At 61.0% G+C, this 13,204-nt stretch carries 10 protein-coding genes and 1 pseudogene; 3 read left to right on the top strand and 8 right to left on the bottom strand.

What is annotated here, in order from left to right:
• The first annotated feature begins 7 nt into the window (after positions 1 to 7).
• Entirely contained in the window at positions 8 to 976 is a 969-nt protein-coding gene (locus R1A29_RS01955; RefSeq protein ID WP_438300507.1) for a metal ABC transporter ATPase, read from the top strand.
• 66 nt (positions 977 to 1,042) lie between these two features.
• Here the strand turns inward: R1A29_RS01955 and hldE are convergent, their stop codons facing one another.
• From hldE to msbA, 4 genes are all read right to left on the bottom strand, one after another.
• Positions 1,043 to 2,467 carry a bifunctional D-glycero-beta-D-manno-heptose-7-phosphate kinase/D-glycero-beta-D-manno-heptose 1-phosphate adenylyltransferase HldE gene (gene hldE, locus R1A29_RS01950; RefSeq protein WP_438300506.1) on the bottom strand — a complete coding sequence of 475 codons (1,425 nt, stop codon included), beginning with the start codon at positions 2,465 to 2,467 and terminating at the stop codon, positions 1,043 to 1,045.
• Positions 2,468 to 2,569: 102 nt separating this feature from the next.
• Entirely contained in the window at positions 2,570 to 3,178 is a 609-nt protein-coding gene (gene cysC / locus R1A29_RS01945; protein WP_438300505.1) for an adenylyl-sulfate kinase, read from the bottom strand.
• On the bottom strand, positions 3,171 to 3,875 hold the full coding sequence (locus tag R1A29_RS01940) for a sulfotransferase family 2 domain-containing protein (RefSeq protein WP_438300504.1): 705 nt from the start codon (positions 3,873 to 3,875) through the stop codon (positions 3,171 to 3,173). Before R1A29_RS01940 ends, cysC begins: the two co-directional genes overlap by 8 nt.
• Positions 3,876 to 4,040: 165 nt before the next feature.
• Positions 4,041 to 5,843 (bottom strand): lipid A export permease/ATP-binding protein MsbA, encoded by a 1,803-nt coding sequence (gene msbA, locus R1A29_RS01935; RefSeq protein WP_438300503.1) that lies wholly within the window; start codon positions 5,841 to 5,843, stop codon positions 4,041 to 4,043.
• Positions 5,844 to 5,997: 154 nt separating this feature from the next.
• Here msbA and R1A29_RS01930 point away from each other — a divergent pair, with 154 nt between their 5' ends.
• Both R1A29_RS01930 and R1A29_RS01925 read left to right on the top strand, forming a co-directional pair.
• Positions 5,998 to 7,863 (top strand): O-antigen ligase family protein, encoded by a 1,866-nt coding sequence (locus R1A29_RS01930; RefSeq protein ID WP_438300502.1) that lies wholly within the window; start codon positions 5,998 to 6,000, stop codon positions 7,861 to 7,863.
• Positions 7,864 to 7,865: 2 nt separating this feature from the next.
• Positions 7,866 to 9,086 carry an acyltransferase family protein gene (locus R1A29_RS01925; protein ID WP_438300501.1) on the top strand — a complete coding sequence of 407 codons (1,221 nt, stop codon included), beginning with the start codon at positions 7,866 to 7,868 and terminating at the stop codon, positions 9,084 to 9,086.
• 4 nt (positions 9,087 to 9,090) lie between these two features.
• On the opposite strand, the gene R1A29_RS01920 is transcribed toward R1A29_RS01925, so the two are convergent.
• The 4 genes and pseudogenes from R1A29_RS01920 to R1A29_RS01905 all read right to left on the bottom strand — a co-directional run bounded on the left by R1A29_RS01920 (position 9,091) and on the right by R1A29_RS01905 (position 13,196).
• Positions 9,091 to 9,714: a CatB-related O-acetyltransferase gene (locus tag R1A29_RS01920; protein ID WP_438300500.1), complete on the bottom strand. Its 624-nt coding sequence runs from the start codon at positions 9,712 to 9,714 to the stop codon at positions 9,091 to 9,093.
• A 3-nt stretch (positions 9,715 to 9,717) separates the two neighbouring features.
• Positions 9,718 to 10,602, bottom strand: coding sequence for a glycosyltransferase (locus tag R1A29_RS01915; protein WP_438300499.1), 885 nt, complete (start codon positions 10,600 to 10,602; stop codon positions 9,718 to 9,720).
• Positions 10,599 to 11,753: a glycosyltransferase family 4 protein gene (locus tag R1A29_RS01910; RefSeq protein WP_438300498.1), complete on the bottom strand. Its 1,155-nt coding sequence runs from the start codon at positions 11,751 to 11,753 to the stop codon at positions 10,599 to 10,601. Before R1A29_RS01910 ends, R1A29_RS01915 begins: the two co-directional genes overlap by 4 nt.
• Positions 11,750 to 13,196: pseudogene (locus tag R1A29_RS01905) on the bottom strand (PIG-L family deacetylase). The gene R1A29_RS01910 and the pseudogene R1A29_RS01905 overlap by 4 nt, the downstream one beginning before the upstream one ends.
• Between the last annotated feature and the right edge of the window lie 8 nt (positions 13,197 to 13,204).

The following is a 13,204-nucleotide window of genomic DNA, read 5'->3' as shown; positions in this document are numbered from 1 at the left end:
AGCCGACATGCCGCGTACGCTCATCAGAAAGAACCCGAGCAACTTCAAGACGCTGCCACTGTTCGTCGAAGCGACGCCCGAAGGCCTGACATATCAGAGCGTCGGCATGCCGCTGAATTTCGCCCAGACCCTGCAGCGGCGCAAACCGGTCAGCGTGGCGGATGCCGAGCGCTTTGCGCTGGAACTGGCCAATCTCGGCGTCTCGGTGCGCCTGACCCTGCACTGGCAGAATCGCGATTACTGGGTGCTGGTGCGCCAGCGGCGGCAGGATCGCGGCGATGTCGTGCTCAAGCTGATTTCCGGCTACGTGCCGGCGCACGAATTGAATATCCCGTTGCACACGGCCATCCAGGAGATCGCCGAAGAATGCCTGCTGGAAACCCCGGAAGGCTGGCTCGGCGGGCGCTTCAATGACACCTGGCTGCCGGCGCCGTACGCGTCGGCGCTGCATTATCGCGAGGCCCTGCCCTTTCGCCTGACGCCGCTGTCCGGTTCGGCGCGACCGGTACGCTGCGCCAATCTGCAATTGCTGGAACGGCCACGGGCCTACGTGCACTTGCCGACCGCGTCCCTGCAATTGATCTATGACCTGCGGCTCGACGTGCCGAAGGAAGCCAAGAACCTGAGCCTGTTCCATGTCGATGAACGACTGGAAGGCGATCAACTGGTGGCCCGACTCGACCGCAAGCGCCCCGATCTGTACTTGATGCCGCTGCAGGACGGCGAACCGTTGCCCGAGCTGTATACGCTGAAGAAAGGTCAGTTGTCCCCGGCAGGCACCCGAGGCCTGTATCTGGCGGAAAGCTTCGCCCGGCAGGACGGCTGGCTGGTGCGCGATGAGCGGATTCGCTGGAAGGACTGGCTGCGCCAGCAAGGCCTGACGCCGCCCCCCAAGGACACAGGGCTGGAGCGGTTGCGCGGCAAGGCCAAGCAACTGCTGAAGAAGATCGTGCCGCGCAAGAAAGTGAATTCCTGAACGACAAAAGACCGCGCCTGCGAGTGACTCCAGAGAGTCATCGCAGGCGCGGTCTTCATGTTTGCATCACTCGGACTTGCGGATTTTTTCCACAATCGCCGTGGTCGAGCTGTTTTCCACCAGCCCCAACACCTTCACGGTGCCGCCGTAGGCCTTGACGATATCGGCGCCGACAACCTGGTCGATGCCATAGTCGCCGCCCTTCACCAGCACGTCCGGCTTGACCTCGCGCAGCAGGTTTTCCGGGGTGCCTTCAGGGAAGCTGATGACCCAGTCCACCGCACCGAGACCGGCAAGAACCGCCATGCGCCGGTCGACGCTGTTGATCGGGCGGCCCGGGCCTTTCAGGCGGCTGACCGAAGCGTCGTCGTTGATCGCCACGATCAGACGATCGCCTTGCGCTCGTGCCTGCTCGAGGTAGGTCACGTGCCCGGCATGCAGGATGTCGAAGCAGCCGTTGGTAAACACGATCCGCTCGTTGTGCGCCCGGGCATCGGCCACCGCCAGAATCAGTTGCTCCAGACCCAGCACACCGCGCTCCGAACCTTCCTCGCGCTGAATCGCGCGACGCAGTTCCGGGGCGCTGATCGCCGCCGTACCCAGTTTGCCGACCACGATGCCGGCCGCCAGGTTGGCCAGCGCCACCGCGTGCGGCAGTTCTTCGCCTGCGGCAATCGCGGCCGCCAGGGTGGAAATCACTGTGTCGCCGGCACCGGTCACGTCGAACACTTCACGGGCCCGTGCAGGCAAATGCAGCGCCGGATGGTCCGGACGCAGCAGGGTCATGCCGTGCTCGCCGCGAGTCACCAACAGTGCGCCGAGTTCGAGGTCGTGCATCAGCGTCGCGCCCTTGCTCACCAGTTCATGCTCATCGGCGCAACCGCCGACGATGGCTTCGAACTCGCTGAGGTTCGGGGTGATCAGGCTCGCGCCACGGTAGATCGAAAAATCCTTGCCCTTCGGGTCGGCCAGCACCGGAATGCCTTTGGCCCGGGCGGCCTGGATCAGCGCCTGATGGTTTTTCAGTGCGCCTTTGCCGTAGTCGGACAGCACCAGCACCTTGATGCCTTCCAGCAGGTCGTCGACCTGGGAAGCAAGGGCCAGGGCGTCAGTGGCGAACGGTTCTTCGAAGTCGATACGCAGCAATTGCTGGTGCCGGCTCATGACCCGCAGCTTGACGATGGTCGGCTGGTGCGCGATGCGCTGGAACAAGGCGCGCACGCCCGCACCCTTGAGGCTGTTGCTCAGGCTGTCGGCAGCCTCGTCGTCACCGGTCACACCGACCAGCGACGCCGGCGCACCCAGCGCGGCAATGTTCAAGGCAACGTTGGCGGCACCGCCCGGGCGGTCTTCGATTTGCTCGACCTTTACAACCGGAACCGGCGCCTCAGGGGAAATCCGTGAGGTACCACCATGCCAGTAACGGTCGAGCATGACATCGCCGACCACCAAGACAGGGGCTTGATCGAATCGCGGCATGGACAACTTCATGGAGCAACCCACATACAAAATGAACAGGGGCGCGATATTAACACAGGGTTGGCGAAGGCTTGTGCAGCGGCTGCAACAGGATGAAACGACAGGCTTTTTTGCTTATTTTTTGCACAGAAACGCCGCCAGTCGATGACAGGCATCGGCCAGCTCGACCTCGTCCGTATCGATCCGGCACTCGGCCGCCAGCGGCGCCTCGTACGGGCTGTCGATCCCGGTGAAGTCCTTGATCCGCCCTTCTCGCGCCGCCCGGTACAAACCCTTCGGATCGCGTCGGGCGCAGACTTCCAGCGAAGTGCTGACATGCACTTCAATGAAATCACCTTCGGCAAACAGCCGGCGTGCCGTATCCCGCTCGGCACGAAACGGTGAAATGGCAGCCACGATCACGATCAACCCGGCGTCCACCATCAACCGCGCCACTTCGGCGGTGCGCCGGATGTTCTCGCGCCGGCAGGCGTCACTCATGCCCAGATCACGACACAGACCGCTGCGCAGATTGTCGCCATCGAGCAGGAAGGTGTGCAGCCCGAACTGATGCAGATGCAGTTCCAGCGCATTGGCCAGGGTCGACTTTCCGGCGCCGGACAGACCTGTCAGCCACAGGCAACGGGGGCGCTGCACCTTATGCGCAGCACGCGCCTCGGCGGGAAGAGACAGCGCATAGGGACGGATCGCCGGTGGCGGCGATACTGACAGAGCCTCACTCATAACCGAGCATCTCGTAATCACGTGCATAGACTCGCCGTACCAGGCGTCGGGTGCGTTGCGTACAGAAGTCACGGGCCGGCTGTGGGCGTCGCTGCCGGGAGCTGTTGATGTGGTGCAGCTGGCTGGTCAGACCCAGGCGCTCGCACACAAGGCGAAAATCCCGCTCCAGATGCTCCTGATAACCGACGAAGTCCAGGGCGAGGCGCCCCAGTGAATCGGTGAGAAAGTCGGTTTGCGCGGCAAAGTGCAATTGTCGCCCGATGGTGTCGGCATGTAGCCAGCGCGCAACGAAGTCGTCGAAGTCTCGGTAGTGCCTGACCAGTTGCTGCGAGGCATGATCGCGACCGCCCAGTTCGTTGCCGTACAAGAAGGCATAGGCCGAATAGGCACGCTCCAGCGGATCACGCACGAAAGTGAATTTGAATGCCGCAGCGTACTGCGTGGGAAACTGTTCTTCATACCAGTACAACGGTAGATGACCGGGACGCCAGCCGTCGAACATCGACTTGCACACACTGCTGCCGGCGCATTTGGGGACGTGAATGAACAGGCAGGAGCGTTGTTCGAACGCTTCGGGAAAGCGCAGGCCGGCCGACATTGACTTGTTCACCGCCTGTCGGTCGACCACCGACAGGCGCCCCAGCAGAAAGGCCCGCTGCGGCTTGGGCAGCAATTTCCAGAGATAACGTTGCAGCATGCCAGCACCCGCGCGAAGAGGATGGCCCCTTCGATTGAAGTCAGAGTTCGTTCAGGAACCTTAACAAGCGCGATGCCGGGTTTTTATGCCGGTTTGGTCAAGATGGGTAAAGGTTTGGATACAAATCGCCGGGCGCATTGCGCGCCCGGCGTTCACAAGGCGGAATCAGGCGATATCTTCGGCCGGTGCGTCGAGGCCCATGGCGTTCAGACGCGCGTAGTAACCGTTCTGCGCCAGCAGTTCGCCGTGAGTGCCACGCTCGACAATCCGGCCCTGATCCATCACCAGAATCAGGTCGGCCTTCTCGATGGTCGACAGACGGTGGGCAATCACCAGCGTGGTGCGGCCCTTCATCACCTGGTCCAGCGCTGCCTGAATGTGCCGTTCGGATTCGGTGTCGAGGGCCGAAGTGGCCTCGTCGAGAATCAGCAGCGGCGCGTTCTTGAGCAAGGCACGGGCGATCGCCAGACGCTGGCGCTGGCCACCTGAAAGCAGCACGCCGTTCTCGCCGACCTGAGTGTCCAGGCCTTCGGGCAGCTGTGCGATGAAGTCCATCGCATAAGCGTCACGCGCGGCTTTCTCGATGTCTTCACGCGGCGCGCCGGCCAGATCGCCGTAGGCAATGTTGTTGGCCACCGTGTCGCTGAACAGCGTGACGTGCTGGGTGACCTGGGCGATGTGGCGGCGCAGGTTGAGCAGTTTGTATTGCTCGACTTCCACACCGTCGATCAGGATCTCGCCCTTGTCGTGGTGGTAGAAGCGCGGGATCAGGTTGGCCAGGGTCGACTTGCCGCTGCCGGAGCGGCCGACCAGTGCCACCATCTGCCCGGGCTCGGCCGAGAAGCTGATGTTGTCGAGCACCTGACGCTCGGTGCCAGGATAGGTGAAGCTCAGGTTGCGCACGTCCAGGCGGCCGGTGACCGAATCGCGCTCGATCGTACCGGTATCGACTTCCGGCTCGACATCGAGCTGCTCGAAAATGCTTTCGGCACCCGCCACACCCTTCTGGATCGTCGAACTGACTTCGGACAACTGGCGAATCGGCTTGGGTAGCAGGCCCGCCAGGGTGATGTAGGCCACCATGTCGCCCGCCGAGGCATCTCCACGCAGGAACAGCACCAGGAACATCAGCACGGCCATGGCGGTGTAGATCACCAGTTGCAGCATAGGCGTGTAGATCGCACCGGTGCGGGTCATGCGCAGCTGCTTGTCGGTATTGCTCTGGCTGGCGTTGAGGAAGCGTTTTTCTTCGTAGGTTTCGCCACCGAAGCTGCGCACCACGCGATAGCCCTGGATGGTCTCCGACGCGACGTGCGTCACGTCGCCCATGGCCAGTTGGATCTTCTTGCTCTGTTTGCGGAATTTCTTGCTGGCGGTACGCACCATCACCGCGATCAACGGCAGGATCGCAACCATCACCAGTGTCAGCTTCCAGTTCATGAACAGCAGGGAGGCAAACAGGAAGATCACCGTCATACCCTCACGGATTACGACCTTGATCGCATCTGTTGCCGCCCCCGTGACCATGGTGACGTTGAAGGTGATGCGTGAAATCAGATGACCGGAGTTATGCTTGTCGAAGTAACGGTTCGGCAGCACCAGCAGGTTGTTGAACAACTGCACCCGCAGATCGTGCACCAGGCCCAGGGAGACCTTGGCCAGGAAATAGTTGCCCAGATAGGAACCCAGGCCCTGCCAGGCAGCGATCAGGATGATCAGCAGCGGTACGGCCTGCAGCAGCTGCAAATCGCGCAGGTAAGGTACGGTCGGGAAAAGTACCGCCTCGGGATTGGACAGACCGTCGACGAAATACTTGAGGATGTAACCGAGCATCGGCTGGGTCGATGCGAAAATCAGAAAACCGACGATGCTGATCAGGAACAGACTGATATACGGCCGGACATAGCCGAGCAGGCGGAAGTAGATTTTCAAGCTCGAAGGGCTTGCGGCGGGACTGGAGTCGGTCATATCACGCGAAAGTCGATAAAAAGGACGCTGACTTTAGCACAGCTTCTTAAGGGTTCTGGCAATCGGGCAAAGGCTGGTATTGTTATGCGTCTTTTTCAGCATCAAAAAGCCATCAACCAAATGGCCGATCAACTTCAGGATTGAATCTCACAGCATGCAACTTCGCGGCTTCAGCAGTACGTCCAGTCGAGTCTTCGATCTCATCAGCCTGTGGATACTTCCCGTCGGCTACTTCCTGCTCCTGTGCGCGTTGTTTTTCCTGCCTGGCCGCAGCCTGCACCACAAGCTGTTTTACGGCCTGTTCAGCATTCCGGCGCTGGTTGCCCTGTGCGTGCGCCCGCGCGAGTTCAAGGAACTGCTGCGCGAACCAATGATTGCCGCTTTGCTGGTGTTCGTCGCCTGGGCGATGCTCAGTCTGAGCTGGGGGCCAGTCGACGGCGAATCGTTCAGTGGCATGTTCAAGCCACCGCTGCATACCTTGCTGCTGTTCGTCGGCTGTTACCTGCTCGTGCGCTATCGCAGCGATATTCTTGCGCCAATGTTATTTGTCGCGGCCATGGTCGCACTGATCGCCACCACCTGTTTTCTGGTCCGGTTCGCCCTTCATTACGAGCCTGGCGCGCGTCTTGTCGGTGGTGGCGCTTTCGACAATCCCTTGCTCAGTTCCCACCTGTTCGGCTTCTTCTGCGCCTACTGGATGAGCGTCAGCATGTCCTGCAAACATGGCCGCCTGCTCTGGCTCAGCCTGCCGGCGATGCTGGTCATGTTTGCAGCAGTCATCGCCACCGGTTCAAGAACGCCACTGGTCGCACTCACCATGGCTGCGCTGTGGCTGAGTTTCATCTGCTGGAACCGTCGCTCGCTGGTGATGCTGGGGGCGTTGATGGCCGTGGGCATCGCCGTGGCCAGTCTGTTTTCCAGAATGATTACCGAGCGTGGCGATTCCTACCGTTTCGAAATCTGGCAGATCGCCTTGCAGAAAATTGCCGATCACCCGTGGATCGGCCATGGCTTCAACGCCGATCTGGCGATCGATCCGGGCGTCGGCTATTCCTTTCAGGAACCTCACAGCTTCGCTCTGGGCGTCCTTTATTACGTCGGAATCCTCGGTTTGTTGCCCTGGCTGTTTTTCCAGGCGTGGGGCTTGCTGAGCAGCTGGCGTCAGCGGGTTCAGCCGTTGCTGATCATTGCTTCCACCTGGCTGGTTTTCGGCATCGGTGCCGGATTGACCGAGGGTGGCGGCATCATCTCGCGCCCCAAGGAACACTGGTTCCTGCTGTGGATTCCTCTGGCGCTGATTGCTGCACTGAGCATCAATCAGCGAGCCCGACGCCTGCTGACCGTACCGGTACAGAAACTGTCGGTCACCGGCCTGCAACAACTGGCGGCCGATGCTCAGGTGATCGAGGAAGACGGCCTCGGTCCCAAGGTCCTGCGCCTGAGCGATGGCAGCTTCCTCAAACTGTTCCGTCGCCGCCGCTGGTACACCTCCGGCAACTTCAACCCCTACTCCGAACGCTTCGCCATCAATAGCGAACAATTGCGCCGGATGGGCATCCCGACCCCGCAAGTGCTGAACCTGTATCGCCTCGACGATGGCAGCAGCGCGGTGCATTACGCCCCACTGCCGGGCCACACCTTGCGCCAGGTACTTCAAGGCATTACCGCACCGGCCGTGCGGCAGGCCCTGGTCGAACGCTTCGGCAAATTCATGGCTCGCCTGCATGAACAGGGCGTGTACTTCCGTTCGCTGCATCTGGGCAACGTATTGGTGCTGGAGGATGGTGAGTTCGGGTTGATCGACCTGGCAGACCTGCGTATCTACCCGTCCCCTTTGAGCCTTTCATTGCGTCAACGCAACCTGCGCCACATGCAGCGTTACACGGAAGACAAGCGCTGGCTGTTCGAGGACCACTTCGATGCCCTGCTTCAGGGTTATTCGACAACGGCGTCGCGGGCGGCTGTCGATAATCTGCACAGGCAAGTGCAACAGGGAGGCCGCCCTGCCCGGGCCCACTGACCATGATGGATACCAATCCTGGCTTCGCCGCGGTAGCGTACCTGCTCGCTATCGCGACTTCGGCAATGTTCCTGCGTCTGGCTCCCAAAGCCGCTCGACATCTGCAGCACAACGGTGAAAACCGCTACAGCAGTATCGATGGTTTGCGCGGTTATCTGGCCTTTGGCGTATTCATACATCACGCCATCATTACCTGGTTCTACCTGCACACCGGCGTGATCGACTTTCCGCCGAGCAACTTCTACTCGCAGTTGGGCCAGGCCAGTGTTGCGCTGTTTTTCATGATCACCGGGTTTCTGTTCTGGAGCCGCCTGCTCAAACAGGGGCGCCAGCACGACTGGCTGGCATTTGCGGTATCACGGGTATTCCGGCTTTATCCCCTTTACCTGCCACTGATGCTGATTGTGTTTGTCACTGTGTTCCAGCTGCAGGACTGGGAACTGAAGGACTCTCCCGCAGAAGTGGCCGGCCAGGTATTGGGTTGGCTGACATTCGACCGGCCGGATATCAATCAGCACCACCAGAGTGGCATGTTGATCTCCAACGTGACCTGGACACTGGCTTATGAGGTGTTCTTCTATCTGGCACTTCCGCTGCTGGGGTTGGTGTTCATCTATCGCGGGCACTGGGTGCAAGTCGTACTGTGCCTGATCGGGATCTACGCCCTGTACCAGGTCGTCGGCTGGGAGCATTCGCTGAAGAAGCATTTCCTGGCGAGTTTTCTTGGCGGCATCGCAGCGGCCTATTGGGTAAGACGCCCACACCTGGTTGCATGGGGCCGGACCCACATAGCCACGGCGGTTGCCCTGCTGGCCCTGATTCTGACGATGACACTGTTCAAGCGCGCCTTCAGCCTGGTGCCGCTTCTGCTGCTGAGCGTATTTTTCGTCATCGTGGCCTCGGGCAATCCGCTTTGGGGAGCCCTGCGCCTGCGCAGTGTCCGCTGGCTGGGCGAGATCAGTTACAGCACCTATCTGCTGCACGGTTATGTGCTCTGGATCATGGTGCAACAGCTGCCACACCTGATGTCCTTCAATCCACAGAACCCGGTCTTCTATCTGCTGTTGATGGCCGTCTGCAGCTGCCTGCTGATCGTCATCGCCAGCCTGACATTTCTGTACATCGAGAAGCCCGGAATCGAAGCCGGAAAGACATTCCTGCACTGGCTACGCCAGAAGCAGCGGCCGAAAAAACTGGCCGAAGAAGCCGCCCGGGAACGTTGAGCGACTACGAGGGCTGGCGCTGGCGGGCGTAATCGAGGAATCCCTCGATGTCGTCACTGCACAACTTTTGCGCCAAACCGTGCAGTTCGGCTTCCGGCCAGTCCCACCAGGCACTCTGCAACAGTTGCTGGCGCTGCTCCTCGGGAAAGCGCCAGCGCAGGAATTTCGCCGGATTGCCGCCCATGACCGCATAGGGTTCGACATCCCGCGTAACCAGTGCACCGGCTGCGATGATTGCGCCACTGCCAATCGTGACGCCCGACAGGATTGTGCAGTTGGAGCAGAGCCAGACATCGTTGCCGATTATCACGTCCCCGTGAGTACCGCTGTAATCGCAGATGCCAGCGGCTTGCGGCAGCATCGCCGGAAAGGGAAACGTCGTCACCCAGTCAGCCCGGTGATGCCCGCCAAGGAAGATCTGCACGCCTTCGGCAATCGAACAGTAGGCACCGATCTTCAGCGTCGAGCCTTCCTTCCAGTCATGAACGGTCGGCAGACCATAACTGCCCCGGCCAAAGCTGTACTCCGGGTAGGCCTGGGCGAACCGCACCGCACCGCGTTCGATCTTCGGCAGCTTGCGAATCGCCCGTTTGGCGCGTCGCTCACGCCAGCGCTGAAGCCAGCCCATGGCTCAGTCCTTTTCCAGCGGTGAAAACAGCAACCGGCCCAGACCGCGCCAGGTTTTCTTGTTCCAGGCCTTGAACGGAATCTGCGCCAGCAGCTCCCGCGCCAGTTTGCGGTCACGGTTGGCGGTTTTCAGGAACATCGAATTGAGCGACTTGTAACGCACCTCGTCGTACAGCGGATGATCGCTGAACAGCGCGTAGGTACGCAGGATGTTTTCGATCATGAAACGGTGATTCTTGTAGGAGTTGGTGGCGTGCTTGCGATAGCGCGCCATCACCACGTTCAGGCCATCGATGAAGTAACCGGCGCGGGTCACTTTCAGCTCGATGTACAGATCCTCGAGACGAATCGTCGGATCGAACCCGCCCACCTTGTCCAGCGCCTCGCGGCGGATCATCAGGGTCGGCGCCGGCGGATACGGCTTGCGCTCCAGGAACATGTCATCGAAATCAAGGCGCCGGAACGGCACGTCCCGGCGCTGACGTTTCTCCGGATAGAGGTTGCCGTCGGCGTCCATCAATTCGATGTTGCCGGCGCAGATCCCCACTTCCGGCTTGCCGTCCATGTACGCGACCTGGGTGGCGATACGGTCCGGGTACATGATGTCGTCGGAACCGAACGGCACGATCAGGCTGCCTTTGGCCCGCGCAATCGCGCCGTTGAGCGTATTGGTCAGGCCCTGGTTCTGCTGCACCCGGAAATCGAAGCCGTGCTGTTCCTGCAAGGCCTTGATGCGCTCGACACTGTCATCCTTCGAACCATCGTCGACCACCAGCAGCTCGATGTTCCTGTAGCTCTGGTTGATGACGCTGAGGATGCTTTCCTCGATGTACGGTCCGTGGTTGTAGGACGCGATGATGACGGTGACGAGGGGTTGCGCATCGCTCATGGCTGCTCCTTGCGGGCCTGCGCCAGGCCGGAATCGATCAGGTTCAGGTATTCCTGACGGAAGACCTCGATGTCGTGCTGTTCCTGCAAATAACGATACGCCTGTTCACCCTTGGCCTTGAGCTCGTCATCCGACAGCCCGAGGTAGGTATCCAGCGCTGCCACCAGGCTCGGCACGTCCTTGGGGGTGATCGACAGACCACCGGCCCCTTCGATCAGCGGCAACATGGCGGGTACGTTCGAGGCGATCACCGGCAAGTGCCCGCTCATGCCTTCCAGCAAGGCCAGGCCGAGGCCTTCGGCCAGCGACGGCATGGTCCAGATATCGAACGCACGCACGTATTGCAGGGCGTTTTCCTTGAAGCCCAGCAGGTGGGCGCGACCGCTCAGACCGAGCTGTTCAATCTCCGCCGCCAGCGGCGCTTGCAGGCGTCCGGCACCGATGATTGCCAGTTGGGTGTTCGGGTATTTGTCTTTCAGTTGGGCGAAAGCCTGCAACAGATAAGTGTGGCCCTTGACCGACACCAGCCGCCCCAGCGCACCGATCAGGCGCACATTCGGGTCGATACCGAGCAGCTCGCGGGCACGCTCGCGGCTGTGCTGCAAGCCTTCGGCCTGTTCGATGTCGATGGCGTTGGTGATCGCGTACGTGTTCTGGTCAGTGAAACCGCAATCGCAGTCCAGCAGGTACTGCTTGACCGCCGGCGACACGCCGACGAAACGCCAGTGCCGGTCGATCAGGCGTTGAGTCTGACGACGGCGATAGAAGCGGTCGTACTCGCCGAAACCGTGGGAAATACCGATGCACAACGGCACTTTCAACCAGCGGTTGAGGGTCAGCATCATGTTCACCGGTTTGAAGCGGTTGCAGATCACCACGTCGAACTTTTCCCGGCGGCAGAACTTGTACAGCTGCCACATCGCCCGCAGGCGCATGCCCTTGAGGGACTTGTCGGAAAACTCGAAATACACCGAACGATCCGCCCGGCTGACAGCTTCACCCGGACCGGGCTTGCCGCGCAGGAATGCCGCCGTCACCTCATAACGTTCCGTCGGCAGGGCCTTGACGATCTGTTCGGCGAGGTCGGCGAAATCATGGGATTTGACGTTGTAGTCGGGCTGCAGTTGCAGCACCTTTGCGCGTTGACTCATGACTCTCCCCGGTGCGATCCCGTCGCGCCTGTTTCACTCTGCTTCAGCAGCCAGAACAACTCCTGGCGCCTGACCGCTTTGCGGAAAAATTCGTTCTCGCCATAGACCGACGGCGCCCGACCGGCCAGCAGTCGCTGAAACAGCCGGCGCAGGCGCCGCTTGAACGGCGCCGGCGGTTGCAGGTCGTGCATCATGCCCAGTGCCATGGCCTTGTCCTGTTGCAACTCGACCGACAGCGGCAGGCACAGCGGCTGCATCGCCAGAGTCGCATCGAACGTCGGCGGCAAGGCGATGCCCTGCCCGCTGTCACCCATCGGCCAGCGATCGTTGTCGTGCAGGTGGTTGGCGTAACCGAGCAGGGTCGGTTGGTAATCGAGACCGCGCAAGGCTTCCAGCACGGCTTCCTGGGCACATATATGGTCGGGATGCGGATCCAGCGTCGGGTGCGGCAACACGATCACATCCGGACGGGCACGTGCCAGGACATCACGCAGATCGGCCAGCAAATTGTTCCAGGTCGGCGCGCCGTCGGCATCGCCGGGCAAGGCAAACGGATTCAACTGACGAAAAATCCGCGTGTCGCTGAGATCGGCTTCCCGCGAGCCCACCGGTTGATTCGGCGCAGCCTGCATCGCCGCCAGTTGCAGGCAGAAGTAGCCGAGCTGCACGCAGTGTTCCTGCGGCACGCCGGCCCAGCGCGGCACGGCGAGGCTGTCCCAGGCCCGCAAGCGGCCCTTGAGTCGCGACGCCTCGACCTTGCTCAGGCCCATTTGCTGATAGTGTTCGGCTTCGATCTCGCCGGCGGTCAGGGTGACGATCCAGGTCTCGTCGGCCTGACTGTACAGACCGTAAGCGGCCAGTTCGGCATCGTCGGCGTGAGGGGCGATGACCATTACCCGCTGCCGGCGGTAGTCCGGTTGTTCCAGCGCCCACAGCACCGGTTCGCCGGACACCCGGCAAAAACGCCCGTGCAAACGCAGCAGGCCCTGAGACAAGGTTTGCGCCTGACCACTGAGGTTCAGATAACGCAGGCCGTTGACGCCTCGTTCGAAGGTCTGGGCATCCGGGTTCGATCCACCCGCCAGATCGACCCGTGGATCGAAAAAAACGCCCCAGCCAGCTACTTTTCACCCGCACAGCGAGAATCAGCGTTGCGTCATCCGGCAACATCACGCCCTCATCGAGGCGCAATTGCTCACCGTGCAAATGCACTTTTGGTTGCGGGGTGAACGGCGGAAAGCTGTATTGGTAATCGTCTTTCGGCGAATAGAACAAGTGATCGGCGAACCACGCTTCGTGAGCGATCCAGCCAATCACCGCCAGCACCAACGGCAACCACCAGGCCACCAGCACGCCGAGGGCGATCAACACGATCAGTGCAATCAGCAGGCTGATCCGTTTATTGCGCCGGTGACGCTTGAGCAATTGCTGTTTGCGGCTCATGGGCTGAC

The sequence above is a fragment of the Pseudomonas sp. NMS19W genome (assembly GCF_051554255.1).
GTDB classification, from domain to species: Bacteria; Pseudomonadota; Gammaproteobacteria; order Pseudomonadales; family Pseudomonadaceae; genus Aquipseudomonas; species Aquipseudomonas kribbensis.
This window is presented reverse-complemented; position numbering and strand designations above follow the sequence as displayed.